Genomic DNA, 26683 nt, shown 5'->3' with positions numbered 1-26683 from the left:
ATCGCGTGATCAGCGCCTGCGCTGCAAAGCCCGCAGTATTCCAAGGCGTCAGCCTGCGTGATCGGGCTATGATCGGCGCATCTGAACCGGACACCCCAGACCTATGGCCGTTGACCTGCACGCCCTCTACCCGAAATTGATCCACCTGATGCTGGACACGGTCTTCGTGGTCGACAGTGACAACCTGATCGTGTTTGTCAGCGATGCCTGCGAAGCCCTGCTCGGTTACCGCGCCGATGAACTGACCGGCACGCCCATTACCGACTACATGCACCCCGAAGACCTGGCGCGCACGCGGGCCTCGATTGTGCGGGTCATGAATGGCCGGCCCCATGTGGACTTTCGCAACCGCTATCTGCGCAAGGATGGCAGCGTGGTGCACATCCTGTGGGCAGCCTTCTGGTCCGAAGAAGTCGGCGCGCGCATCGGCGTGGCGCGGGACGTGACGGCGCTCACCCAGGCCGAGGAGGAACTGCGCTTCCTCGCCCACCATGACCCATTGACGGCCCTCACCAACCGCTCGTTGTTCAACGATGGACTGGCGTCGGCCCTGCACACCGCACGGCGTGATAACACCCGGCTGGCGTTGCTGTTTCTGGACGTCAATGACTTCAAGGGCATCAACGATGTGCATGGCCACGCCGTGGGCGACCGTGTGCTCTGCGTGATTGCACGGCGGCTGGAACGCTGCGTGCGTGAAAGCGACCTGGTGGCACGCATGGGCGGTGATGAATTCACGGTGTTGCTGACCGACGTGCAGTCACACGAAGCGGTCAGCAGCAAAGTGGCGCAGATACTCGCGGCCATGGCCGAGCCGTTGGGCGCTGAGTTTGGCCCGGTCAAGATGCCGTCGTGCAGTGTGGGCGTGGCGTTTTACCCGGCCGACGGCGCAGACGCCGATACCCTGCTCAGCCACGCAGACAGCGATATGTATCGGATAAAAAGACTGCGGTTGGCCGCCAAGTGATGAAACTTCCTGCGCGAACCTTTCCCGCCAAAAACGGATTGGTTAGGATCGCGGTCCACTTGAAGGATCATTGCAATGACTATTCGACCTCGCGTGGCCGCCGACGACCCGGTGCTGGGAGCACTGTGGGAGCGCTCGGTGCGGGCCACCCATGACTTCCTCCCCGAGGATGACATTCAGCGTTTGCTGCCACTGGTGCGCGACGCTTACCTGCCGATGCCGGCCCTCGACGTGTGGGTGTATGAAGACCACCACGGTATCGCCGGTTTTATCGGCACTGGCGGGCATAACGTCGAAATGCTGTTTATCGACCCCGCGCGCCGTGGCCAGGGCATCGGCCGCCAATTGCTCGACCACGCCCGCGCCCGTCACGACACGCTGACCGTGGACGTCAACGAACAAAACCCCCAGGCCGTGGGTTTCTATCGGCATTATGGTTTTATCCAGGTCGCGCGCTCGCCGCTGGATGGCGAAGGCAAACCCTTTCCCTTGTTGCACATGGCGTTACCTACTCCCTGACTTGAAGGTACTGAACAATGTTGATCAAGAAAGCCCTGACCACCGTCACCCTGCTCGCCTCCCTGCTGGGTGCCTCGGCAGCATTCGCCCACGCCCACCTTAAAAGCTCGACACCGGCGGCCGACAGCACGGTTGCCGCGCCTGCCGACCTGCGCCTGACCTTCAGCGAAGGCGTCGAAGCCACCTTCACCAAAGTGTCCCTGAGCAAAGACGGCACCGAAGTCGCCATCAAAGGCCTGGAAACTCCGGACGCCGACAAGAAAACCCTGGTCGTCACACCCGCCGCGCCGCTGGCGGCCGGCAACTACAAGGTGGTGTGGAACGCCGTCTCGGTCGACACTCACAAGAGCAACGGTGAATACAGCTTCAAGGTCGGCCAATAACCCATGGCAACCCTGCTGGTGCTGTGCCGCTTCGTGCATTTCATCGTCGTGCTGTTGATGTTCGGGGCCTGTGCCTTCAGGCCCTGGCTGCTTGGCAAAGAAGTGCAACCGGCACTCGACCGGCAACTGCTGCGCATCACCCGCGCCCTGGCCTGGCTGGGGTTGTTCTCCGGCGTGGCCTGGTTGCTGTTGATCACCGCCAGCATGGCGGGCAGTTGGGACGCGGCGCTGCAACCGGCCACCGTGCAGTTGGTGCTGGGCAAAACCTTTTTTGGCCAGGTGTGGGTCTGGCATTTGTTGCTGAACCTGCTGCTGGTGGTGGTATTGATCAAACCCTGGCCGGCCTTGCGCCTGCCGTTGACCGCACTGCTATTGGCGACCTTGGCCCCGGTCGGCCATGGCGCGATGCTCAATGGGCTGAGCGGGCAATTGCTGATCCTCAATCAAGTGGTGCACCTGGTGTGCGTCGGCGCCTGGCTGGGCGGGTTGCTGCTGCTGGTGCTGATCCTGCGGCTGTCGCCAAAGCCTGGACTGGAGCCGATCCTCAAGCGCTTCAGCGGTGTGGGTTATGGCCTGGTTGCCGGTTTGCTGGTGACGGGCTTGATCAATGTTCGGGTACTGACCGGGCAGCTGTGGCCCACGCCCCTGTTTAATGGGTTTGCATTGATTCTGTTGATCAAGGTGCTGCTGGTGCTGGGTATGTTGGCGCTGGCGCTGTTGAACCGGTTGCGTATCGAGCGCTGTGAGGAGCGAGTGGGCAGTTTGAAGGCCAGTGTGATGCTCGAATGGGTGCTGGGCATTGCAGCAGTAGCCGCGGTGTCCCTGCTGGGCACCTTGCCACCGATGGTGATGGCTGGCTGAAGATCTCTTTCCAGACACGGTCAACTGTGGGAGCTGGCTTGCCTGCGATGCAGACGCCGCGGTCCCACAGGTCACAGCGTTGATGCCATCGCAGGCAAGCCAGCTCCCACATGGACCGTGCTCACTTTTGACCGATGCACACCTAGTCATCGTATAACTTCTGCTTGACAGACCCCGAAAACCCCGCAAATATCCCTCGCAATGTTGTACGACAACGTATAACAAATAATAAAAACAACAAAACGAAAGGGAGCTTCACTGTGCCTCAATTCGCCCGCAATTCCTCCTCGCGTCTCGGTCTTATCAGCTTCAGCAGCCTGGCACTCGCCCTGCCCCTCAGCGCCCAGGCGGAAGGCTTTATCGACGATGCCAAAGCCACGCTCAACCTGCGCAACGCCTACTTCAATCGCAACTTCACCAACCCCACGTATCCACAGGGCAAGGCCGAGGAATGGACGCAGAACTTCATCCTCGACGCCAAATCCGGCTTCACCCAAGGCACCGTCGGCTTCGGGATTGACGTGCTGGGCTTGTTTTCGCAGAAGCTCGATGGTGGCAAAGGTACCGGCGGTACCCAGCTGTTGCCACTCGACCGCGATGGCCGCCCCGCCGACAACTTAGGGCGCTTGGGCGTGGCGCTGAAAACCCGGCTGTCGAAGACCGAACTGAAAGTCGGCGAATGGATGCCGGTGCTGCCGATCCTGCGCTCGGACGACGGCCGTTCGTTGCCGCAAACCTTCCGTGGCGGTCAGGTGACTTCCAATGAATTCGCCGGGCTGACGCTCTACGGCGGCCAGTTTCGCGGCAACAGCCCGCGCAACGACGGGAGCATGGAAGACATGTTCATGAACGGCAAAGCGGCGTTCACCTCCGACCGTTTCAACTTCGGTGGCGGCGAATACACCTTCAACGACAAACGCACCCAGGTCGGCGTGTGGTACGCCGAACTCACAGACATCTACCAGCAGCAATACCTGAACCTGACCCACAGCCAGCCGGTCGGCGACTGGACCTTTGGCGCCAACCTCGGGTTCTTCAATGGCAAGGAAGACGGCAGCGCGCTGGCCGGTAACCTCGACAACAAAACCTATTCCGCCCTGCTCTCGGCCAAATACAAAGGCAACGCCTTCTATGTGGGCCTGCAAAAACTCACCGGCGACAGCGTGTGGATGCGGGTCAACGGCACCAGCGGCGGCACCCTGGCCAACGACAGCTACAACGCCAGCTACGACAATGCCAAGGAAAAATCCTGGCAGATACGCCATGACTTCAACTTCGTGGTGCTCGGCATTCCGGGGCTGACCATGATGAACCGCTACATCAGCGGCAATAACGTACACACCGGCGCCATCACCGATGGCAAGGAATGGGGCCGCGAGTCGGAACTGGCCTACACGGTGCAGAGCGGCTCACTGAAGGATTTGAATGTGCGCTGGCGCAACTCGACCATGCGTCGGGATTTCAGCAACAACGAGTTTGATGAGAATCGGATCTTTGTCAGCTACCCGATCTCGTTGCTGTAACGCGCCCCCTGCAGGAACCGACATGTGTGGCAGCGCCCTTGTGTGGGAGCTGGCTTGCCTGCGATAGCGGACTATCAGCAAAAGATATGTCAGTTGGCGGACCGCAATCGCAGGCAAGCCAGCTCCCACCTTTTGAGCGCCACTGGCCTGCAAGGGCGTTGACAACCCAGGGAGTCCAAAACGATACTTCCACCAAGTCATACGACAACCTACAACAACAATGGAATTCCCATGACCACCACCACGCCTGCTCCCTTCAACCGCCTGCTGCTCACCGGTGCTGCCGGCGGCCTGGGCAAAGTCTTGCGCGAACGCATGCGCCCTTATGCCCAGGTATTGCGCCTGTCGGACATCGCCAACATGGCCCCGGCGGCCGGTGAGTTCGAAGAAGTGCAACCCTGCGACCTGGCCGACAAACAAGCCGTGCACCACTTGGTGGAAGGCGTCGATGCCATCCTGCATTTCGGCGGTGTGTCGGTGGAGCGCTCTTTCGAAGAGGTGCTGGGCGCCAACATCAGCGGCATTTTCCATATCTACGAAGCCGCCCGCCGCCATGGCGTGAAACGCGTGATCTTCGCCAGCTCCAACCATGTGATCGGCTTTTACAAGCAGGACGAACACATCGACGCCCACTCCCCACGTCGCCCGGACAGCTACTACGGCTTGTCCAAATCCTATGGCGAAGACATGGCCAGCTTCTACTTCGATCGCTACGGCATCGAGACTGTGAGCATCCGTATCGGCTCCTCGTTCCCGGAACCCCAGAACCGCCGGATGATGCACACCTGGCTGAGTTTCGATGACCTGACCCAACTGCTCGAGCGCTCGCTGTACACGCCGAATGTCGGCCACACCGTGGTCTACGGCATGTCGGATAACCTCGATACCTGGTGGGACAACCGCTACGCCGCGCACCTGGGTTTTGCGCCCAAGGACAGCTCCGAAGTGTTCCGCGCCAAGGTCGAAGCCCAGCCGCCAGTGGCCGCCGACGACCCGGCCGCAGTCTACCAGGGCGGCGCGTTCTGCGCGGCGGGGCCGTTTGGTGACTGAACGCACATCAACCCAAGGGAATGAGTTGCCATGACTGCTGAATTGATCGTCGATGCCCGCAATGCCGTGGGCGAATGCCCGGTGTGGGTGCCGCAGGAAAACGCGCTGTACTGGGTGGACATCCCCAACGGCAGCCTGCAACGCTGGAACGCCGCCACCGGCCACGTCGCCGCCTGGAAAGCCCCGCAGATGCTTGCCTGTATTGCCCGCACCGACGCGGGCAATTGGCTCGCAGGCATGGAAAGCGGGTTTTTCCAACTCACCCCGCATCACGACGGCAGCCTCGACACCACGCCTCTGGCGAGTGTCGAGCACCCGCGCCCGGACATGCGCCTCAACGATGGCCGCTGTGATCGCCAGGGCCGCTTCTGGGCCGGCAGCATGGTGCTGAACATGGGCTTGAATGCGGCCGAAGGCACCCTTTACCGCTATGCGTCAGGCGCCGCGCCCCATGCGCAACTGAACGGGTTCATCACCCTCAACGGCCTGGCCTTCAGCCCGGACGGCCGCACGATGTACGCCTCCGATTCTCACTCGCTGGTGCAGCAAATCTGGGCGTTCGATTACGACATCGACACCGGCACGCCGTCCAACCGCCGGGTATTTGTCGACATGCATCAATTCCTCGGGCGCCCCGATGGCGCGGCAGTCGACGCTGACGGCTGCTACTGGATCTGCGCCAACGACGCCGGGCTGATTCACCGCTTCACCCCGGATGGCCGCCTGGACCGTTCCCTCAATGTGCCGGTCAAAAAACCCACCATGTGCGCCTTCGGCGGCAGCCGGCTGGACACCTTGTTCGTCACCTCGATCCGTGATGACCACAGTGAGCAGTCGGTCGCCGGCGGCGTGTTTGCCCTCAACCCCGGCGTCAGCGGATTGCCGGAGCCCACGTTCACCCTCTAGCTGCATCGCTGTGCCTTGAATACAACAACAATAAGACAGGAGTGACACCCCATGGACTTCAAACGCACTTTGCTCGCCGCTGCATTCTTTACCCTCAGCACCGCCGCCCACGCGCTGGAAATCAAATTCGCCGATATCCACCCCGCCGGCTACCCCACCGTCGTTGCTGAACAGAACATGGGCAAGGCCCTGACTGAGGCAAGCAACGGCGAACTGACCTTCAAATACTTCCCGGGCGGTGTGCTGGGCTCCGAAAAAGAAGTGGTTGAACAGGCTCAGGTCGGCGCGGTGCAGATGACCCGCGTCAGCCTCGGTATCGTCGGGCCGGTGGTGCCGGACGTGAACGTGTTCAACTTGCCGTTCGTGTTCCGCGACCAGGCGCATATGCGCAAAATCATCGACGGCGAGATCGGCGATGAAATCCTCGCCAAGATCACCGACTCCGAGTTCGGCCTGGTGGCCCTGGCCTGGATGGACGGGGGCACGCGCAACCTCTACACCAAGAAGCCGGTGCGCAAGATCGAAGACCTCAAAGGCATGAAAATTCGCGTTCAGGGCAACCCGATCTTCATCGAAGCCTTCAATGCGATGGGCGCCAACGGCATTGCCATGGACACCGGCGAAATCTTCAGCGCCTTGCAGACCGGCGTCATCGACGGCGCAGAAAACAACCCGCCGACGTTGCTGGAGCACAACCACTTCCAGAACGCCAAGTACTACACGCTCACCGAACACTTGATCCTGCCCGAACCCATCGTGATGTCAAAAATCACCTGGAACAAACTCACGCCCGCCCAGCAAGACATGGTGAAAGAAGCCGCCAAGCTCGCCCAGAAAGATGAGCGCGCGCTATGGGACGCCAAGTCCGCCAGCAGCGAGGAAAAGCTCAAGAAGGCCGGCGTCGAGTTCATCACTGTCGACAAAAAACCCTTCTATGACGCCACCGCAGCGGTTCGCGCCAAGTACGGTGCGGCTTACGCCGACATCATCAAGCGCATCGACGCGGTCGAGTAATCACCCTTCCCTTTAGTCAGGCCCGGCGCGGTCCGCATTGACGCGCCCGGTTACGGTGAACGCCATGAAGAATTTATTGCTGCGCATCAACGACCGCATTTACATGACCTGCATCTGGGTCGCTGGCCTCTCGGTGCTCGGGGTCGCGCTGATCATTCCCTGGGGCATCTTCGCCCGCTACATCCTCGGCACCGGCGCAAGCTGGCCGGAGCCCACCGCCATCCTGCTGATGCTGGTGTTCACGTTTGTCGGCGCGGCGGCCAGTTACCGTGCCGGCGCGCATATGTCGGTGGCCGTGGTCACCGACCGCCTGCCACCGCGCCAACGGCAAATCGTCGGTGTTATCACGCAACTGCTGATGGCCACCATCTGCCTGTTCATGACCGTCTGGGGCAGCAAGCTGTGCCTGTCCACCTGGAACCAGTTCATGAGCGCGATCCCCACCCTGCGTGTGGGCATCACCTATATGCCGATCCCGGTTGGCGGGCTGCTGACGCTGGTGTTCGTGCTGGAAAAACTCTTGCTCGGTGACCAGAGCCAGCGCCGTGTGGTGCGCTTCGACCTGGTTGAAGAAAACGAAGGGGCTGCCTGATGGACGCATTGATGCTGCTGGGCAGTTTTATCGCCTTGATCCTGATCGGCATGCCGGTGGCCTACGCCCTCGGGTTGTCGGCGCTGATCGGCGCGTGGTGGATCGACATCCCGTTCCAGGCCCTGATGATTCAGGTGGCGGGCGGGGTGAACAAGTTTTCGCTGATGGCGATTCCGTTCTTTGTGCTGGCCGGGGCGATCATGGCCGAGGGCGGCATGTCACGCCGCCTGGTCGCGTTTGCCGGGGTGCTGGTGGGGTTTGTGCGCGGTGGCCTGTCGTTGGTGAACATCGTGGCGTCGACGTTTTTTGGCGCGATTTCCGGCTCGTCGGTGGCCGACACCGCCTCGGTCGGTTCGGTGCTGATCCCGGAAATGGAGCGCCAGGGTTATCCACGCGAGTTCTCCACCGCCGTCACGGTCAGCGGCTCGGTGCAGGCCCTGCTGACGCCGCCCAGCCATAACTCGGTGCTCTACTCCCTGGCGGCCGGTGGCACGGTCTCGATCGCCTCGTTGTTTATGGCGGGCGTAGTGCCTGGGCTGCTGATGAGCGCGTGCCTGATGGTGCTGTGCCTGATCTTCGCGAAAAAGCGCAATTACCCCAAGGGCGAGGTCATCCCGCTCAAACAGGCGCTGAAAATCTGCGCCGATGCACTCTGGGGCTTGATGGCCATGGTGATCATTCTCGGCGGCATCCTCTCGGGCATTTTCACTGCCACCGAGTCGGCCGCGATTGCCGTGCTCTGGGCATTTTTCGTGACCATGTTCATCTACCGCGACTACAAATGGCGCGAGCTGCCCAAGCTGATGCACCGCACGGTGCGCACCATTTCCATTGTGATGATCCTGATCGCCTTCGCCGCCAGCTTCGGCTACATCATGACCCTGATGCAGATTCCGGCGAAGATCACCACGCTGTTCCTGACCCTGTCGGACAACCGCTACGTGATCCTGATGTGCATCAACGTCATGCTGTTGATGCTCGGCACGGTGATGGACATGGCGCCGCTGATTTTGATCCTCACGCCGATCCTGCTGCCGGTGGTGCTCGGTATCGGCGTCGACCCGGTGCACTTCGGCATGATCATGCTGGTGAACCTGGGCATCGGCCTGATCACTCCGCCAGTGGGCGCAGTGCTGTTTGTGGGCGCGGCGGTGGGCAAGGTCAGTATCGAGAAAACCGTGGCGGCGCTGCTGCCGTTTTATGCGGTACTGTTCCTGGTCTTGATGGCGGTGACCTACATTCCCGCTCTGTCACTTTGGTTGCCGCATCTGGTGCTCTGATGATTGAACTTGAAGACAACCTGACTCAGCTCACCCTCGCCCCGGCCGTTGGTGGCAGCATCGTCAACTGGACGGTGCGCGCCACCGGGCAGCCGCTGTTGCGCCCTAGCGACGAAGCGGCGCTGAACACCGGGCTGCCGGGCAAGCTGGCGTGTTACCCGCTGGCGCCGTGGTCCAATCGAGTGGCCCAAGGCGGTTTCGATAACCCCGGCGGCTGGCTGGCACTCACGCCCAACAGCCCGCTCGACCCGCTGCCGATTCACGGTTCGGCCTGGCAACAGGCGTGGCAGGTGGTAAGCCAGACGGCGGATGAAGTGGTGCTGGCGGTGGCGTGCGAGACGCCGTTTGCCTATCGCGCCGAGCAGCGGTTTCGCTTACGTGGCGGCGAACTGAGTATCGAGTTACGCGTGACGCACCTGGCCGAAGACGCCGCGTGGCACGGCCTGGGGTTGCATCCGTATTTACCGCGCAGGCCGGGCACGCGGTTGCAGGCCAAGGCGTCGCAGGTGTGGATGAGTGATGCGTCCAAGCTGCCGACCGAGTTGGCGCCGGTGCCTGCCGAATGGGATTTCACTCAGCTCAAGGGGTTGCCACAAGGCCTGGTGGACAATGGGTTTTGCCAGTGGGACGGGCGTTGCCGCATCGAACAGCCGGAGTTGGGCTATGCACTGGAATGCCAGGCCAGCGGCGCCGATTACTTCCTGCTGTTCTGCCCGCCGGGGTTGGGGTTCTTTTGCATCGAGCCGGTGAGTCATCCGGTGAATGCACATCACCTGCCGGGCAGGCCCGGCCTGAAGCTGCTGGAAAAAGGCCAGTCAACTCACCTCAATTTCAACCTGAAATACCAACCTTTATAACCCCAAAAAACCCTGTGGGAGCCGGGCTTGCCCGCGATGGCGGTGTGTCAGCCTGCACACCTGGACCTGACAAACCGCTATCGCAGGCAAGCCAGCTCCCACATTTTTGATCAGCATGGTGTCAAGGCGGGCTGTTTTTCAGGCGGCCCGCCGTGTCGATACTCACCACCACCGACAACCCCGGCCGCAGGCGCTCGCTCTCGGCCTGATCCGGGTCCACCGTAATCCGCACCGGCACCCGCTGGGCGATCTTCACAAAGTTGCCGGTGGAGTTATCCGCCTGCAACAGGCTGAACTCCGAGCCGGTCGCCGGGGAAATATGCTGCACCGTGCCGTGAAACTTGCGGTGGTTGAGCGCGTCCACGGTGAACGTTACCGGCTGGCCGACCTGCACATTGTCCATCTGGGTTTCTTTCATATTGGCGATCACCCACAGCTGCGGCGGCACCAGCGCCATCAACTGCGCGCCGGAGTTGACGTAGGCGCCCAGGCGCACGCCGATCTGCCCCAGCTGGCCGTCACGCGGCGCAATGATGCGGGTGTTGGACAGGTCGATACGCGCCAGCTCCACGGCCGCATCGGCACTGGCCACCGCCGCTTCGAGGGAGCCGCGATTGACGATCACGGTTTGCAGGTCCTGGCGGGCGATTTCCAGGTTGGCCTGGGCCTGGGTCACCGCTGCGATGGTCTGCGCGTTCGCGGCGCGGGTCACGTCCAGCTCGCGCCTGGACACCGAGCCATCGCTGATCAACTCTTCATTACGGCGCAGGTCCGCGGTGCTTTTGCGTGCCTGGGCCTGGCTGTCCACCAGCGCCGCCTGGCGCAGTTTGATGGTGGCTTCGGCGCTGTTGCGCTGCTGCACCACATTGGCCAAGGAGGCTTTCTGCACCGCCAATTGCGCCAGCGCCTGGTCAAGACGCTGCTTGTAGATGCGATCATCCAGGCGCACCAGCAGGTCGCCGGCCTTGACGTACTGGAAGTCCTGCACCGGCACTTCATACACATAGCCGCTCAGTTGCGGGCCAATAATCGTCACCTGGCCACGTACCAGGGCGTTCTCGGTGGTTTCCACCGCACTGCTGAACGGCGGCAATTGCCAGGCATACAGCACGATCAACACACCGACGATGGCAATCGCGGCAAAGCCCAGCGACGAGACGATGCGCACCCGCAGCGAGCGCGGCTCGGTAACGGTCGAGCCCGGTGGTGGCGTGCCTTCCGGGGTGGAGGCAATGGCGTTGGTCGTGGTTGTGGTGGTGGTTTCGGTCATGAAGTAACGCCGCTGGGTTGAACGGGAGGGGCTGCTGTTTTGGTGGTACTCATCAGCCACAGGCTGCGGGTGAAGATCCAGAGCATGGTGAGGATTGCGATGATCGCGATCAGCATGAACACATCGTTGTAGGCCATCACATTCGCCTCGCGCGTGGCCGCCGTGGCCAGGCTGCGAATGCCCATGAGGTTGCGCAATTCCGGGTCGGCAATCACACCGCCGTAGGCCGAGCCGCCGCTCTGCACCCGCGCCGCCACGCGTGGGTCGATCAAGGTCAGGTGTTCGACGATCATGCTGGAATGGTATTTCTCCCGCACGATCTGGAACGTGCCCAGCAACGCCGCACCAATCAGGCCGCCGAGGTTCTGGCAGATGCCGAACATCACCGAGAAACTCACCAGGTTGCGCGGGTTGGTCAGTACGTTTTTAGTGCCCAGCACCATGGTCGGCCCCAGGAAGAAGGTGCCGCCAAAGCCTAGCAGGAACTGGCTGATATACAGGTTTTGCGGGCGGGTCAGATTGCTGGAGAAACTGTCCATCACGGAGCCTGTGGCCATCAGCGCCAGGGAGATGATCAACGGCATCAGCAGGTGCGCCGGGTTGATCGTCAGCGCGCTGACCACCAGCCCGGCAATCGCCCCGGCCAGCATCACTACGTAAAGGGTGTGCATCTGCTGGTAGCTCATGTTCAGCATCTGCATAAAGCCCACCGCGCCGGTGGACTGCTCGGACAGCACCATGCGAATCAGCACCACCGCCAGCGCCAGGCGAATCATCGCCCCGCTGCCGAGCCAGCGCGTCATCAACATCGGGTTGGCGCGGTTATGCTCGATGGCCAGGCCGGCCATGATCAGCACCAGCGAACAGGCCGAAGCCACGCCGATCCAGGGCGCTTCCAGCCACCAGTCGATACGCCCCAACGACAGCACCGCACAGAGCAATGCCACGCCGCTGGCGAGGATGGCAAAGGTGAGAAAGTCGAGTTTTTCAAAGGTTTTGAAACGGTCGCCGGGCGGCAGTTTGAGCATGAACACGCAGCCCAGGCAGATCAACGCCATGCCTAGTTCGAACAGGTACAGCCCGCGCCATTCGGCAATTTGCAGCAAGTCTTCGGAGAACAAGCGCGCCAATGGCAGCGCCAACTGCGCGGTGCCCAAGCCCAGCACTAGGGCTTTAAGCCGCCACTTGGCCGGGAACGCCTGGATCATGTAGTACAAGCCCAACGAACTCAGCGCCGCGCCGACCATGCCGTGAGCGGCCCGCACTGCAATCGCCGAACTCAAGTCATTGACGAACAAATGGCCGAAGGTCACCAGCGCATACAGCACCAGGAACACCTCGGTAAACGCCCGCAGGCCGAACTGCTGGCGAAACTTCACCAGCAGCAGGTTCATGCACACGTTGGTCATCACATAGGCGGCCGGCAGCCAGGCCATTTCTGCGGTGGTGGCGCCCAGTGCGCCTTGCAGATATTGCAGGTTGGCGATCACCAGCGCGTTGCCGAGCCCGCCGGTAATTGCCACCAGGATCCCGACCAACGCAAACAGCCAGCGCTTGTGCGTCGGGTGCAACGGCGTCGACGGCGAGCCAGGCAGGCTCGGCCGCTCGTGGGGTTGCCAGGTGTGGGGGGTGTATTTATCCATCGCATGACCTTGATGAGCCGACGTGCAAGGTCGGTGAATCCGTTACTCAGGGACCAGTAAACCTGAGAGGCGTTCATCTTGCCATGTCTCGTGCGGGCATGGTCAAAACTGTGGGAGCTGGGTTGCTTGCTGTGGCGGTTTGTTGGTGTACATATCCGTTGCTGCGGTAACGGCTGCTTAGGGTTCCGCCCTGACGGCGGGTCACTTTTGCAAGGACGCAAAAGTAACCAAAAGGTCCTCGCCCCACCACTCGGCACCTCGCTGTGGCTCGGTGTGCCCTCACTCCGGCTTGAATCCGTGGGCCGCCGCGATGGGCCATCCTTGGCCCAGCGCGGCTAACCCGGCGTCCTGCCGGGTTACCCACGGATTCAAGAATCCGTGGGCCGCCGCGATGGGCCATCCTTGGCCCAGCGCGGCTAACCCGGCGTCCTGCCGGGTTACCCACGGATTCAAGCCTGCGTTCGGCCAGCGTGGTTAACGGGGCGCCTCAGATCAAAAGCAAGATCAAAAGCAGAGCACGGCGGCCTAGTAGCCGACCTGAGTGGTTGAATCAAAAGCCAGATCAAGTGCAAAGCAAAAGCCTATGTACCGGACTCAACGCGGTCTGAATGTGGGAGCTGGCTTGCTCGCGAATGCGGTGTATCAGTGACAGATAAATTGACTGACCCACCGCATTCGCGAGCAAGCCCGCTCCCACAGTTGACCGCATCCAACCTTAAGCGGATTTGCATACACTGAAGAGCTGCTTTTCTGTGGGAGCTGGCTTGCCTGCGATGCAGACACCTTGGTACATCAGGCACACCGAGTTGATGCCATCGCAGGCAAGCCAGCTCCCACCTTTGACCGAGTATGGCTCTGCTGTTGCTGCTGCTGTTGCTGCTGCTGTTGCTGTTGCTGTTGCTCTGGCCCTTACATCCTTTTCGATGACGAAGTCAGCGGTCTTTTGATCTGCGCTTTTGATCTTGATCTGAAATCGCCCCGTCAAACACGATGGCCGCAATTCGACACTGATTTGGGGGGTAAACCGGCAGGGATGCCGGTTTAGCCGCCCCGCGCCATGGATGGCGCGTGGCGGCGGCCCCCCAAATCAGTGTCGGATTGCGGGCATGCCGAGCCACAGCGAGGCACCGAGTGTTGGGGCGAAGACTTTTTGGTTACTTTTGTGTCTTTACAAAAGTGACCCGCCGTCAGGGCGGAACCCTAAGTCGCCATCACCCAAATAACGGATATGTACACCACCAACAAGCCGCCATCGCAGGCAAGCCAGCTCCCACAGTTGGAATGTATTGCACATTCGGATCAGAGCGCAGCCTTGACCAACATCCCCGCAGCCACCACCACACACAGGCTGGCAAACCCCACCTGCAACGCCCGCGCCGGGATCACCGAACACAAACGCCGACCGGCCAACATGCCGACAATACTCGCACCGATAAACACCCAGCCCATGGGCTCAATACTCACACCGGCCTGCATCGACCCAGCCACGCCGATCAGCGAAATCAGGCTGATGACCATCAACGAGGTGGCGACGATCCCGCGCATCTGCACATCGGTCAGTTGCTTGAACGCCGGCACGATCAGGAAGCCACCGCCCACGCCGAGCAAGCCCGACACCGCGCCAGTCACGGCCCCCAAAGCCGCCAACGTGGCACTGCATTTGGCGGTCCAGGCCAGGCGCCCGGTCTGCTGGTTGAGCATGCAGTTTTTCTGGCCCCAGGACGCGGCGCCATGGTCGCTGGGCCCGGCCTCGACCTTTTCGCGTTGCAACATGCGCCAGGCCACCAGCACCATCAAGGCGCTGAACAGGCCCATCAGCAGGTGTTCGGGCAACTGGTGCGCGATAAATACGCCCAGCGGCGAGAACAGCGCGCCGAGTAAGGCGATCAATAGTGCGGCGCGGTAGCGCACCAGGCCATGGCGCAACCCGTCAATGGCACCGACCGCCGCCGCTGCACCCACGGCGAGCAACGACACCGGCGCCGCCTGGGTCATGGTCAGGCCAAGCCCCAGCACCAACGCCGGCACCCCGAGAATGCCGCCGCCCGCACCGGTCAGGCCCATGACCAGGCCCATCAATAAACCCAACAGACTTGCCAGCAGCATTTAATCCACCTTACTCAGGCGGGTCAGCCACTCGCGGCCCTTGAGCATGCCGTTCCAGTAGAACCACGGCAGCAGCGTGGCCTTGAGGAACCACATCGAGCGGCGTGCCTGGGTCGGGTCCAGCGGAAAGGTCGGCAGCAGCTTGCCGCCATAGCCGAATTCGGCCAGCACCACCTTGCCCTTCTCCACCGTCAACGGGCAGGAACCATAGCCGTCGTACTTGAGCGGCAGCGGTGCCTGTTTGCGCAGGGCCAGCAGGTTTTCGGCCACCACCACGATCTGCTTGCGCACGGCGGCAGCGGTCTTGGCGTTGGGGGTGCCGCACACATCGCCGAGGCCGAAGATGTGCGGGTAGCGCAGGTGTTGCAGGCTGTGCGGGTTCACCTCGCACCAACCGGCGGGGTCGGCCAACGGGCTCTGGCGGATAAAATCCGGGGCAACCTGCGGCGGCACCACGTGCAACAGGTCGAAGGATTTTTCTTCGACGGTGGCCTTGCCTTCGGCGTCTTTGACTTCAAACCAGGCTTTGCGCGCCGGGCCATCGACCTTGACCAGGTTGGCATTGAACGCCAGACGGGCGTTGTATTTTTCCACGTACTTCATCAACGGCGGCACAAAGGTCGCCACCCCAAACAGCGCGGCGCCGGCCAGGTTGAATTCGACGTCGATGTTTTTCAGGTTGCCCTGCTTGAGCCAGTGATCGCAGGACAGGTACATGGCCTTTTGCGGCGCGCCTGCGCATTTGATCGGCATGGCCGGCTGGGTGAAGATCGCCTTGCCGCTCTTGAGTTGCTGCACCAACTGCCAGGTGTAGGCCGCGTGCTCGTAGCTGTAATTGGAGGTGACGCCGTTCTGGCCAAGGGTCTGTTCCAGGCCGTCGATTTTTTCCCAGGCCAGGCGCAGGCCAGGGCACACGATCAGGTTGTTCCAGGTCACGCGCTGGCCGTTGTCGAGCACCAGGCTTTGCTCGTCGGGCAACAACTCGGCGACAGCGGCCTGCACCCAGGCGACGCCATTGGGCAGTACGTCGGCCAACGGCTGTCGGGTCTTTTTCAGGTCGTAGGCGCCGCCACCGACCAGCGTCCAGGCCGGCTGATAGCAGTGGTAGTCGTTAGGTTCGATGAGGGTGATGTTCAGCTGCGGGTCGCGTTTGAGCAGGCTGGCCAGCAGGCCGATGCCCGCCGAGCCGCCGCCGATGACTACGATGTCGCCACTGATGGTCGGTCCACAGTGTTGCTCGGTCATGGTCTTTTGCCTTTTATCGTCAATGCACACAAGGGTCGCTGCCGTATGGCGTCACGCCCAGCTTTTTATGACCGCGCCGCAGTACAAGCCCGACAAGGTCTTCATCACTCGAATCACTTCGTGGCTGGCCAGCCCGTAGAAAATGTATTTACCTTCCCGACGGGTGGCGACCAACCCTTCGTCACGCAAAATGCCCAACTGTTGTGACAGGGTGGGCTGACGCACGCCGGTCATGGTTTCCAGCTCGCCGACATTACGCTCGCCCTGGGTCAACTGGCACAGGATCAACAGGCGGTCCTCATTGGCCAGTGCCTTGAGCAAGGAGCAGGCCTTGGACGCCGATGCACGCAGCTGGGCGACTTCGCCCTCACTCAGAGTAGATTCCATTTGCCTCGGGTCCTTTATGTCACTTAAGCTCAAAACATTATGTGTAAACGTAAACTGATTGTAACCACTTTTTTCGCTTCCGGGGACCGCCGCCATGCCAGCGTTGATTCAAGCCTTTCTGGACGAGGCATCGTCGACCTTCACCTACGTCATCTATGAACACGATGGCGGCCCGTGCGCCATCGTCGATTCGGTACTCAATTACGATCCCGCGTCCGGACGCACTGAAACCACCCAGGCCGATAAAGTCATAGCGTTCGTGCGTGAGCACGGCTTGCAGGTGCAGTGGCTGCTGGAAACCCATGCGCATGCCGATCACCTGTCCGCTGCGCCTTACCTGCGCCGCACGCTCGGCGGCAAAATCGCCATCGGCCACTCCATCAGCAAGGTCCAGGATGTGTTCAAGCGCTTGTTCAACCTGGAGCCGGAATTTCGCGTCGATGGCTCGCAGTTCGACCACCTGTTTGCGCCGGATGAAATCTTTCATATCGGTAACTTGAAGGCCCAGGCGCTGCATGTGCCCGGCCACACTCCCGCCGACATGGCGTACCTGATCGACGGTCGGCTGATTCTGGTGGGCGACACGCTGTTCATGCCGGATGTGGGCACTGCACGTTGCGACTTCCCTGGCGGCGATGCGCGGCAGTTGTATGCCTCGATGCGCAAGCTGCTGGCCTTTCCATTGGAGACGGAACTGTATGTGTGCCATGACTACCCGCCTGAAGGTCGCGAAGCCAAATGCCTGACTACGGTCGCCGAGCAGCGTGCGGGCAATATTCATGTGCATGACGGGGTGGATGAGGCAGCGTTTGTGCAGATGCGCACCGAGCGTGATGCCGGGTTGGGAATGCCGACGCTGTTGCTGCCGGCGATTCAGGTGAATGTGCGGGCGGGGAATATGCCGCCGGCGGAAGACAATGGCGTGTTTTACCTGAAGATCCCACTCAATCAACTGTAAAAAACGCCGATTCCCTTGTGGGAGCTGGCTTGCCTGCGATAGCGGTGTATCAGTAACCCATGTGTCAACTGGCCCACCGCTATCGCAGGCAAGCCAGCTCCCACATGGGTTTGTGTGATTCAGTTGCCCAGGCTGATGCCATTGGCCGGCAACGGCAGCGCGGTCTTGTAGCGCACCTGCTTGAGCGCAAAGCTTGAGCGGATATTGGCCACGCCCGGCACCTTGGTCAGAAAGTCCATCATGAAACGCTCCAGCGACTGGATCGTCGGCACCAGTACCCGAATCAGATAATCCGGGTCGCCCGCCATCAAGTAACACTCCATCACTTCCGGCCGGTCCGAGATCGCGCCCTCGAACTGCTGCAATGCCAGCTCGTTCTGCTTTTCCAGGCTCACGTGGATGAACACATTCACGTGCAGCCCCAGCAGGTCGGCGTCCAGCAACGTCACCTGATCGCGGATAAGCCCCAATTCCTCCATGGCCTTCACCCGGTTAAAGCACGGCGTGGGCGACAGGTTGACCGAGCGGGCCAGGTCGGCGTTGGTGATACGGGCGTTCTCCTGCAGGGCGTTGAGAATGCCGATATCGGTACGGTCCAGTTTGCGCATGAGACAAAATCACCTGTTTATTATGTTTATGCAGTTTTTTTATCCGCAAATGGTCTTGAGCGCAATGAAACACAGATAAATATTCTTCTACGCCACGCCTATGATGTTTGTAGGACAGGATTTCTCTTACCCGGAGACTGACTGTCAGCTAGCGCGCCCACTACAAGAAATTCACAAGATCGAGCGTAGAAAGCCATGAACCAGCCGTATGCACCACTGCGCCTGCACGTTCCCGAACCCTCGGGCCGCCCAGGCTGCAAGACCGACTTTACCTACCTGCGCCTGACTGACGCAGGTACGGTGCGCAAACCCGCCATCGACGTAGAACCCGCCGACACCGCCGACCTCGCCAAGGGCCTGATCCGCGTGCTCGACGACCAGGGCCAGGCCCTTGGCCCGTGGGCTGAAGGCGTATCCGCCGAGATCATGCGCAAAGGCATGCGCGCCATGCTCAAGACGCGCATCTTCGACAACCGCATGGTGGTCGCCCAGCGTCAGAAAAAAATGTCGTTCTACATGCAAAGCCTTGGCGAAGAAGCCATCGGCAGCGCCCAGGCCCTGGCCTTGAACATTGACGACATGTGCTTCCCCACCTACCGCCAGCAAAGCATCCTGATGGCCCGCGAAGTGCCGCTGGTGGACCTGATCTGCCAACTGCTGTCCAACGAGCGCGACCCGCTCAAGGGCCGTCAGTTGCCAATCATGTATTCGGTCAAGGACGCCGGGTTCTTCACCATTTCCGGCAACCTCGCCACCCAATTCGTGCAAGGCGTGGGCTGGGGCATGGCCTCGGCGATCAAGGGCGACACCAAGATTGCCTCGGCCTGGATCGGCGACGGCGCCACCGCCGAATCGGACTTCCACACCGCCCTCACCTTCGCCCACGTGTACCGCGCGCCGGTGATTCTCAACGTGGTCAACAACCAGTGGGCCATCTCCACCTTCCAGGCCATCGCCGGCGGTGAAGCCACCACCTTCGCCGGACGCGGCGTGGGTTGCGGCATCGCTTCCCTGCGTGTGGACGGCAACGACTTTATCGCCGTGTATGCGGCGTCTGCCTGGGCCGCCGAGCGTGCGCGCCGCAACCTTGGGCCAACCCTGATCGAGTGGGTCACCTACCGCGCCGGCCCGCACTCCACCTCGGACGATCCGTCCAAATACCGCCCGGCCGATGACTGGAGCCACTTCCCGCTCGGCGACCCGATTGCGCGCCTCAAACAGCACCTGATCAAGATTGGCCAGTGGTCCGAAGAGGAGCACACGGCGGTCAGTGCCGAGCTTGAGGCCGAAGTGGTCAAGGCGCAGAAAGAAGCCGAACAGTACGGCACCCTGGCCGGCGGCCAGATTCCAAGCGCCGCGACCATGTTCGAAGACGTTTATAAAGAGATGCCGGAGCACTTGAAGCGCCAGCGTCAAGAGTTGGGGGTCTGACATGAACGATCACAACAACAGCATCGAATTGGAAACCGCCATGACCACCACCACCATGACCATGATCCAGGCCCTGCGCTCGGCCATGGATGTGATGCTTGAGCGTGACGATAACGTGGTGGTGTTCGGCCAGGATGTCGGCTACTTCGGCGGCGTGTTCCGTTGCACCGAAGGTTTGCAGACCAAGTACGGCAGCTCGCGGGTGTTTGACGCGCCGATCTCCGAAAGCGGCATCGTCGGCGTTGCCGTGGGCATGGGTGCCTACGGCCTGCGCCCGGTCGCCGAGATTCAATTCGCCGACTACGTGTACCCGGCCACCGACCAGATCATCTCCGAAGCCGCCCGCCTGCGTTATCGCTCGGCGGGCCAGTTCACCGCCCCCTTGACCATGCGCATGCCGTGCGGCGGCGGCATCTACGGCGGCCAGACCCACAGCCAGAGCATTGAAGCGGTGTTCACCCAGGTCTGCGGCCTGCGCACGGTGATGCCGTCCAACCCGTATGACGCCAAGGGCCTGTTGATCGCCTCGATCGAAAACGACGACCCGGTGATCTTCCTCGAGCCTAAACGCCTGTACAACGGCCCGTTCGATGGCCACCACGATCGCCCGGTCACACCCTGGTCCAAACACCCGCAAGCGCAAGTGCCGGACGGTTACTACACCGTGCCGCTGGACGTGGCCGCCATCGTGCGCCCGGGCTCGGCCGTGACGGTGCTGACCTACGGCACCACCGTGTACGTGTCGCAAGTCGCCGCCGAAGAAACCGGCATCGACGCCGAGGTCATCGACCTGCGCAGCCTGTGGCCGCTGGACCTGGAAACCATCGTCAACTCCGTGAAAAAGACCGGCCGTTGCGTGGTGGTGCACGAAGCCACTCGCACCTGCGGCTTTGGTGCCGAGCTGGTGTCGCTGGTGCAAGAGCATTGCTTCCATCACCTGGAAGCGCCGATCGAACGCGTCACCGGTTGGGACACCCCCTACCCGCACGCGCAAGAGTGGGCGTATTTCCCAGGGCCGTCCCGTGTGGGCGCGGCGTTGAAACGGGTCATGGAGGTCTGAATGGGCACGCACGTTATCAAGATGCCGGACATTGGCGAAGGCATCGCAGAAGTTGAACTGTCGGTATGGCATGTCAAGGTCGGCGACCTGGTGGTTGAAGACCAGGTGCTGGCGGATGTGATGACCGACAAGGCGATGGTGGACATTCCCTCGCCGGTGCACGGCAAAGTGATTTCTCTGGGCGGCGAGCCCGGCGAAGTCATGGCGGTGGGCAGTATTTTAATCAGCATTGAAGTCGAAGGCGCCGGGAATGCCAAGGATGCGCCGGTGGTGGCTGAGCCGGTTAAAGCTGCACCAGCGCCGGTGGTTGAAGCCAAACCAACGCCAGTGGCCGAAGCAAAGCCAGCCGCCAAACCTGCTGCGGCACCGGTTGCGCGTGACGCAAACGAACGCCCGTTGGCGTCGCCTGCCGTGCGCAAGCACGCGCTGGACGCCGGGATTCAACTGCGCCTGGTACAGGGCAGCGGCCCGGCGGGTCGGGTGCTGCACGAAGATCTGGACGCTTACCTGCAACAAGGTGCAGCCCAGCCTTCGGGCACCGCCAACCCTTACGCTGAACGCAACAGCGAAGAACAGATCCCGGTGATCGGCATGCGCCGCAAGATCGCCCAGCGCATGCAGGACGCCACCCGCCGCGCTGCGCATTTCAGCTACGTGGAAGAAATCGACGTCACCGCGCTGGACGAGTTGCGCGTGCACCTCAATGAAAAGCACGGCGCCACCCGCGGCAAGCTGACCTTGCTGCCGTTTATCGTGCGCGCCATGGTCGTGGCGTTGCGCGACTTCCCGCAGATCAACGCCCGTTACGACGACGAAGCCCAAGTCATCGCCCGCCTGGGCGCGGTGCATGTGGGCGTCGCCACCCAAAGCGATGTGGGCCTGATGGTGCCGGTGGTACGTCACGCCGAAGCCCGCAGCCTGTGGGGCAACGCCGAGGAAATCGCACGTTTGGCCAGCGCCGCACGCAATGGCAAGGCCAGTCGTGATGAGCTGTCGGGCTCGACTATCACCCTGACCAGCCTCGGCGCGTTGGGCGGCATCGTCAGCACGCCGGTGCTGAACCTGCCGGAAGTCGCCATCGTCGGCGTCAACCGCATCGTTGAACGGCCGATGGTGATCAAAGGCCAGATCGTGGTGCGCAAAATGATGAACCTCTCCAGCTCCTTCGATCACCGTGTGGTCGACGGCATGGACGCGGCGCAATTCATCCAGGCCATTCGTGGCTTGCTCGAACAACCCGCCAGCCTGTTTTTGGAGTAAGGCATGCCTCAGACATTGAACACCACGCTGCTGATTATCGGCGGCGGCCCTGGCGGTTATGTGGCGGCGATCCGTGCCGGCCAGTTGGGCATCCCGACCATTCTGGTCGAGGGCCAGGCGCTGGGCGGCACCTGCCTGAACATCGGCTGCATTCCCTCCAAAGCCTTGATCCACGTGGCCGAACAGTTCCAGCAAACCGTGCACCACAGCCAAGGGTCGCAACTGGGCATTGAAGTGGATGTGCCGACCCTGGACATCCGCAAGAGCGTGGAATGGAAAGACGGCATTGTTGACCGCCTGACCACCGGCGTGGCCGCCTTGCTCAAAAAACACAAAGTGCAGGTGATCCACGGCTGGGCCAAGGTGGTCGACGGCAAGACCGTCGACGTCGGCGACCAGCGCATTCAGTGCGAGCACCTGCTGCTGGCCACCGGCTCGAAAAGTGTCAACCTGCCAATGCTGCCGATTGGCGGGCCGATCATCTCGTCAACCGAAGCGCTGGCCCCGACCCGCTTGCCCAAGCGCCTGATTGTGGTGGGTGGCGGTTACATCGGCCTGGAGCTGGGCATTGCCTACCGCAAGCTCGGCGCCGAGGTCAGTGTGGTCGAGGCGCAGGAGCGTATCCTGCCCGCCTACGATGGCGAGCTGACACTGCCGGTGGCCGAATCGCTCAAGCAGTTGGGGGTCAAGCTGTACCTTAGCCACAGCGTCACCGGTTTCGAAAACAACCGCCTGCAGGTGCGAGACCCGAACGGGGAAACGCTGTCGCTGGAAACCGATCAGGTGCTGGTGGCGGTGGGCCGCAAACCCAACACCCAGGGCTGGAACCTCGAAGCGCTTAACCTGGCGATGAACGGTGCGGCGATCCAGATCGACAACCGTTGCCAGACCAGCATGCGCAATGTGTACGCCATCGGCGACCTGAGCGGCGAGCCGATGCTCGCGCACCGGGCCATGGCCCAGGGCGAGATGGTCGCCGAACTGATCAGCGGCAAACACCGCGAATTCAACCCGGCCGCCATCCCGGCGGTGTGTTTTACCGACCCGGAACTGGTGGTGGTCGGCAAGACCCCGGACGAAGCCAAGGCGGCCGGCCTGGACTGCATCGTGTCGAGCTTCCCGTTTGCGGCCAATGGCCGGGCGATGACCCTGGAGTCGAAAACCGGCTTTGTGCGCGTGGTCGCGCGGCGTGACAACCACCTGATTGTCGGCTGGCAGGCGGTGGGCGCTGGTGTGTCTGAGTTGTCTACGGCCTTTGGCCTGAGCCTGGAGATGGGTTCGCGCCTGGAAGATGTGGCGGGCACCATTCATGCGCATCCGACCCTCGGCGAAGCGGTTCAGGAAGCGGCTTTAAGAGCATTGGGCCACGCGCTGCACCTGTAAACTGCCGCATTCCCCTGTGGGAGCGGGCTTGCTCGCGAATGCAGTGTATCAGTCACCTATGTGTTGACTGACACACTGCATTCGCGAGCAAGCCCGCTCCCACATAAAGCAAGAATGAAGTATTGTTGCGCCCATCCAGTAAAAAACCGACAAGCCTGCCTTCGACCAGGCGGTTGACCAGAGATAGAGGGTGTCATGGGTAACGAAAGCATCAATTGGGACAAGCTGGGTTTTGACTACATCAAGACCGACAAGCGGTTTCTCCAAACCTGGAAAAACGGCGAGTGGCAAGCGGGCACCCTGACCGACGACAACGTGCTGCACATCAGCGAGGGCTCGACCGCCCTGCACTATGGCCAGCAGTGCTTTGAAGGCCTCAAGGCCTACCGCTGCAAGGACGGCTCGATCAACCTGTTCCGCCCGGACCAGAACGCCGCCCGTATGCAACGCAGCTGCGCACGCTTGCTGATGCCGCATGTGACCACCGAAGACTTCATCGAAGCCTGCAAACAAGTGGTCAAGGCCAACGAGCGGTTCATCCCGCCGTACGGCAGTGGCGGCGCGCTGTACCTGCGCCCGTTCGTGATCGGCACCGGTGAAAACATCGGCGTGCGTAGCGCACCGGAATTTATCTTCTCGGTATTCGCCATCCCGGTCGGCGCCTACTTCAAGGGCGGCCTGGTGCCCCACAACTTCCAGATCTCCACGTTCGACCGCGCCGCGCCACAAGGCACCGGCGCCGCCAAGGTCGGTGGCAACTATGCCGCCAGCCTGATGCCGGGCGCTGAAGCACGCAAATCCGGTTTCGCCGACGCGATCTACCTGGACCCGATGACCCACTCGAAAATCGAGGAAGTCGGTTCGGCCAACTTCTTTGGTATCACCCGCGACAACCAGTTCATCACGCCGAAGTCGCCTTCGGTGCTGCCAGGCATCACCCGCCTGTCGCTGATCGAACTGGCCGAGACTCGCCTGGGCCTGAAAGTGGTCGAGGGCGACGTGTTCATCGACAAACTGGACCAGTTCAAGGAAGCCGGCGCCTGCGGCACCGCTGCCGTGATCTCGCCAATCGGCGGCATCCAGTACGACGGCAAGCTGCACGTGTTCTACAGCGAAACCGAAGTGGGCCCGATCACCCAGGCGCTCTACAAAGAGCTGACCGGCGTGCAGACCGGCGACGTTGAAGCGCCAGCGGGTTGGATCGTCAAGGTCTGACTCAGAAAACGCGAAACCCAATGTGGGAGCCAGCTCCCACATTTGATTTCGGTGTGCTCACACGTCCTTGGGAATATTCACCGCAATCTTCTTGCCCATACTGATCCTCGGCTCCACCCCATACCCCAACGCCTCGTAGAACCCCACCACCGCGTCATTGCCGCCCGTAATCTGCAGGTTGATCTTCATGCAACCCAACGCAGTCAACGCCTGCTCGGCATAGCGCACCAGCGAAGCACCCAAGCCCTGCCGGCGATAATCGCTGTGCACCGCCACCGAATACAGCCAGCCGCGATGCCCGTCGTAGCCGGCCAGAATGGTGCCGATCACGGCCTTTTTATCCGTCGCCACAAAGAACAGCCCATCGTTGACCGCCAGCTTCTTGTCGATTGCCAGGCTCGGCAGGTTATGCGCAGTGTCATAACCAAACGCCTGCTGCCACAACGCTACCACCTGGGATCGGTGCGGACGATCGCGATACGGCCCAATGGGATGGCGCGATAACAAGGCCTTTTCCATCACCAGCGTGCGCTCATTGCCATGGTAAACGTCGCGCACCGTGTGAAAACCCAGCTTGGTATAAAACGGCTCGGCCGTCAGCGAGGACGGCACGCTCAGGACCGTCACCCCGGCTTCAACGGCACGCAGTTCAACCTCGATCATCAGCAGCCGGCCAATGCCCTGCCCTTGCATCGCCGGGTTGACGAACACCGAGCGCACCACATTGCCATCGAGGGCGGCGGTGGCGACGATCACCTGATCCTGAATCGCCACCAGCACCACCCGGCGCTGCAACAACGCCAGCACGGCGTCAGGCGTAAAGTTGCTGGCAACCCGAGCGATCACCTGCGCCGGGTAGTCCCGCGCATTGCTGCTGTGCAAGGCCGCCAGGATGACCTGGCTGATGCCCTCGGCGTCGGTGGGTTGGGCAAGACGAACAGCGGTAGACATGCATTCTCCTTCCTGGCTCGGGTTTCACGACCGCCACCATACTAATGTGGGAGCTGGCTTGCCTGCGATAGCGGTCTGTCAGTCAGCGCATCTGGCACGGATAGACTGCCATCGCAGGCAAGCCAGCTCCCACAGTTTGATTGCATTTCAACTCGCCAGCCGATTCGGCTGCGCCACCTCACTTTTCAGCTTTCCCGGCTGAGCCGCCCCACCATATCAGCCGGGATTGACCCACCACAGCGCACAAAATAGCCCCACAGCTCACCCCATGGATTCGTGCACCCATGCAAACCACCAACACCGTCTTGATGATTCGCCCGGCGCGCTTTGCCTTCAACCCGGACACCGCGATCAACAACCGCTTCCAACGCCCGCCACTTGATCCACTGAGCGCGCAGCAAAAAGCGCTGCAAGAGTTCGACGGCTATGTCGACACCCTGCGCCAACATGGCGTGGAAGTGCTGGTGGTACAGGACACTCCGGCCCCGCACACGCCCGACTCGATCTTCCCCAACAACTGGTGGAGCAGCCACGCCGATGGCAGCCTGGTGCTGTACCCGATGGAAGGCCAGAACCGACGACTGGAGCGCAACAAAGGCGTGCTGCAAGTGCTGGAGCAGCGTTTCGCGATCCATAGCACCATCGACCTGAGCCACCTCGAACAACAGAACATCTTCCTCGAAGGCACCGGCAGCATGGTGCTCGACCGCCAGCACCGCATCAGCTATGCCTGCCACTCCGGGCGTACCCACCAAGACGCCTTGCGCCAGTTCGCCGAACGCCTCGACTACCAACTCTGCGTCTTCCACGCCGTCGACCGCCACCACGCGCCGATCTACCACAGCAACGTGATGATGAGTGTCGGCCGTGATCTTTCGGTGGTGTGCCTGCAAGCCCTGCCCGATGCCGGCGAACGCCTGGCCCTGGAACGCTCATTGCGCGACACCGGCAAAGACATCCTTGCCCTCGACTTCGACCAGCTCGAAGCCTTCGCCGGCAACATGCTCGAAGTCCACGACCGTGACGGCCAACCGCTGCTGGTGATGTCGGCCAGCGCCTGGATCGCCCTGCACCCGGCCCAGCGCACGCATGTAGAACGCCACACCCGCCCGGTGGTGGTGAACATCGACAACATCGAACGCATCGGCGGCGGCAGTGCCCGCTGCATGCTGGCGGAAGTACACCTGCCCGCCCGCACCTCATTTCAATAAGGA

The 26683-nt window shown here is 61.6% G+C and carries 25 protein-coding genes; 18 read left to right on the top strand and 7 right to left on the bottom strand.

The window, feature by feature from the left end:
- The first annotated feature begins 103 nt into the window (after positions 1–103).
- The 11 genes from ASE80_RS25625 to ASE80_RS25575 all read left to right on the top strand — a co-directional run bounded on the left by ASE80_RS25625 (position 104) and on the right by ASE80_RS25575 (position 9952).
- On the top strand, positions 104–967 hold the full coding sequence (locus ASE80_RS25625; protein WP_056861377.1) for a GGDEF domain-containing protein: 864 nt from the start codon (positions 104–106) through the stop codon (positions 965–967).
- A 75-nt stretch (positions 968–1042) separates the two neighbouring features.
- Complete coding sequence (locus ASE80_RS25620; RefSeq protein ID WP_056861376.1) at positions 1043–1486, top strand: GNAT family N-acetyltransferase; 444 nt, start codon at positions 1043–1045, stop codon at positions 1484–1486.
- A gap of 17 nt (positions 1487–1503) precedes the next feature.
- Complete coding sequence (gene copC, locus ASE80_RS25615) at positions 1504–1869, top strand: copper homeostasis periplasmic binding protein CopC (protein ID WP_056861375.1); 366 nt, start codon at positions 1504–1506, stop codon at positions 1867–1869.
- A 3-nt stretch (positions 1870–1872) separates the two neighbouring features.
- On the top strand, positions 1873–2730 hold the full coding sequence (gene copD, locus ASE80_RS25610) for a copper homeostasis membrane protein CopD (protein ID WP_056861374.1): 858 nt from the start codon (positions 1873–1875) through the stop codon (positions 2728–2730).
- A gap of 260 nt (positions 2731–2990) precedes the next feature.
- Positions 2991–4253, top strand: a complete 1263-nt coding sequence (locus ASE80_RS25605; protein WP_056861373.1) for an OprD family porin — start codon at positions 2991–2993, stop codon at positions 4251–4253.
- Positions 4254–4484: 231 nt separating this feature from the next.
- A complete protein-coding gene (locus ASE80_RS25600) occupies positions 4485–5303 on the top strand; it encodes an NAD-dependent epimerase/dehydratase family protein (RefSeq protein WP_056861372.1) in 819 nt (272 codons plus the stop codon).
- Positions 5304–5333: 30 nt separating this feature from the next.
- Positions 5334–6209 (top strand): SMP-30/gluconolactonase/LRE family protein, encoded by an 876-nt coding sequence (locus ASE80_RS25595; RefSeq protein WP_056861371.1) that lies wholly within the window; start codon positions 5334–5336, stop codon positions 6207–6209.
- A 51-nt stretch (positions 6210–6260) separates the two neighbouring features.
- A complete protein-coding gene (locus ASE80_RS25590; protein WP_056861370.1) occupies positions 6261–7223 on the top strand; it encodes a TRAP transporter substrate-binding protein in 963 nt (320 codons plus the stop codon).
- Between the two features lie 64 nt (positions 7224–7287).
- Entirely contained in the window at positions 7288–7815 is a 528-nt protein-coding gene (locus tag ASE80_RS25585) for a TRAP transporter small permease (RefSeq protein ID WP_056861369.1), read from the top strand.
- The gene (locus ASE80_RS25580) at positions 7815–9095 is read left to right on the top strand and encodes a TRAP transporter large permease (RefSeq protein ID WP_056861368.1); all 1281 of its coding nucleotides are present in this window, start codon (positions 7815–7817) and stop codon (positions 9093–9095) included. Before ASE80_RS25585 ends, ASE80_RS25580 begins: the two co-directional genes overlap by 1 nt.
- On the top strand, positions 9095–9952 hold the full coding sequence (locus tag ASE80_RS25575) for an aldose 1-epimerase (RefSeq protein ID WP_056861367.1): 858 nt from the start codon (positions 9095–9097) through the stop codon (positions 9950–9952). The genes ASE80_RS25580 and ASE80_RS25575 overlap by 1 nt, the downstream gene beginning before the upstream one ends.
- Positions 9953–10073: 121 nt before the next feature.
- Here ASE80_RS25575 and ASE80_RS25570 read toward each other — a convergent pair whose 3' ends face one another.
- The 5 genes from ASE80_RS25570 to ASE80_RS25550 all read right to left on the bottom strand — a co-directional run bounded on the left by ASE80_RS25570 (position 10074) and on the right by ASE80_RS25550 (position 16603).
- Positions 10074–11222 (bottom strand): HlyD family secretion protein, encoded by a 1149-nt coding sequence (locus ASE80_RS25570; RefSeq protein WP_056861366.1) that lies wholly within the window; start codon positions 11220–11222, stop codon positions 10074–10076.
- Positions 11219–12865: an MFS transporter gene (locus ASE80_RS25565; RefSeq protein ID WP_056861365.1), complete on the bottom strand. Its 1647-nt coding sequence runs from the start codon at positions 12863–12865 to the stop codon at positions 11219–11221. Before ASE80_RS25565 ends, ASE80_RS25570 begins: the two co-directional genes overlap by 4 nt.
- A 1299-nt stretch (positions 12866–14164) precedes the next feature.
- Positions 14165–14971: a sulfite exporter TauE/SafE family protein gene (locus tag ASE80_RS25560; protein ID WP_017136251.1), complete on the bottom strand. Its 807-nt coding sequence runs from the start codon at positions 14969–14971 to the stop codon at positions 14165–14167.
- Positions 14972–16216, bottom strand: coding sequence for an NAD(P)/FAD-dependent oxidoreductase (locus ASE80_RS25555; RefSeq protein ID WP_056861364.1), 1245 nt, complete (start codon positions 16214–16216; stop codon positions 14972–14974).
- Between the two features lie 51 nt (positions 16217–16267).
- Entirely contained in the window at positions 16268–16603 is a 336-nt protein-coding gene (locus tag ASE80_RS25550; RefSeq protein WP_056861363.1) for an ArsR/SmtB family transcription factor, read from the bottom strand.
- A gap of 94 nt (positions 16604–16697) precedes the next feature.
- Between ASE80_RS25550 and ASE80_RS25545 the strand changes: the two genes are divergently transcribed.
- Positions 16698–17561: an MBL fold metallo-hydrolase gene (locus ASE80_RS25545; protein ID WP_056861362.1), complete on the top strand. Its 864-nt coding sequence runs from the start codon at positions 16698–16700 to the stop codon at positions 17559–17561.
- Positions 17562–17680: 119 nt separating this feature from the next.
- On the opposite strand, the gene bkdR is transcribed toward ASE80_RS25545, so the two are convergent.
- Entirely contained in the window at positions 17681–18169 is a 489-nt protein-coding gene (gene bkdR, locus ASE80_RS25540; protein WP_056861361.1) for a Bkd operon transcriptional regulator BkdR, read from the bottom strand.
- Positions 18170–18364: 195 nt separating this feature from the next.
- Here bkdR and ASE80_RS25535 point away from each other — a divergent pair, with 195 nt between their 5' ends.
- From ASE80_RS25535 to ASE80_RS25515, 5 genes are all read left to right on the top strand, one after another.
- Positions 18365–19600, top strand: a complete 1236-nt coding sequence (locus ASE80_RS25535; protein ID WP_017136256.1) for a 3-methyl-2-oxobutanoate dehydrogenase (2-methylpropanoyl-transferring) subunit alpha — start codon at positions 18365–18367, stop codon at positions 19598–19600.
- 1 nt (position 19601) lies between these two features.
- The gene (locus ASE80_RS25530; RefSeq protein WP_017136257.1) at positions 19602–20660 is read left to right on the top strand and encodes an alpha-ketoacid dehydrogenase subunit beta; all 1059 of its coding nucleotides are present in this window, start codon (positions 19602–19604) and stop codon (positions 20658–20660) included.
- Entirely contained in the window at positions 20661–21920 is a 1260-nt protein-coding gene (locus ASE80_RS25525; protein WP_056861360.1) for a dihydrolipoamide acetyltransferase family protein, read from the top strand. It abuts the gene before it with no gap.
- Between the two features lie 3 nt (positions 21921–21923).
- On the top strand, positions 21924–23303 hold the full coding sequence (gene lpdA, locus ASE80_RS25520) for a dihydrolipoyl dehydrogenase (protein WP_056861359.1): 1380 nt from the start codon (positions 21924–21926) through the stop codon (positions 23301–23303).
- Positions 23304–23498: 195 nt separating this feature from the next.
- Positions 23499–24518 carry a branched-chain amino acid aminotransferase gene (locus ASE80_RS25515; protein ID WP_056861358.1) on the top strand — a complete coding sequence of 340 codons (1020 nt, stop codon included), beginning with the start codon at positions 23499–23501 and terminating at the stop codon, positions 24516–24518.
- Between the two features lie 57 nt (positions 24519–24575).
- Here the strand turns inward: ASE80_RS25515 and ASE80_RS30470 are convergent, their stop codons facing one another.
- Positions 24576–25469 carry a GNAT family acetyltransferase gene (locus tag ASE80_RS30470; protein ID WP_082463678.1) on the bottom strand — a complete coding sequence of 298 codons (894 nt, stop codon included), beginning with the start codon at positions 25467–25469 and terminating at the stop codon, positions 24576–24578.
- 284 nt (positions 25470–25753) lie between these two features.
- Between ASE80_RS30470 and ctlX the strand changes: the two genes are divergently transcribed.
- Complete coding sequence (ctlX, locus tag ASE80_RS25500) at positions 25754–26680, top strand: citrulline utilization hydrolase CtlX (protein ID WP_056861357.1); 927 nt, start codon at positions 25754–25756, stop codon at positions 26678–26680.
- Positions 26681–26683 lie beyond the last annotated feature (3 nt).

It is taken from the genome of Pseudomonas sp. Leaf15, from assembly GCF_001421425.1.
GTDB classification, from domain to species: Bacteria; Pseudomonadota; Gammaproteobacteria; order Pseudomonadales; family Pseudomonadaceae; genus Aquipseudomonas; species Aquipseudomonas salomonii.
The sequence above is the reverse complement of the archived record's forward strand: the minus strand, read 5'-3'. Positions and strand labels throughout refer to the sequence as shown.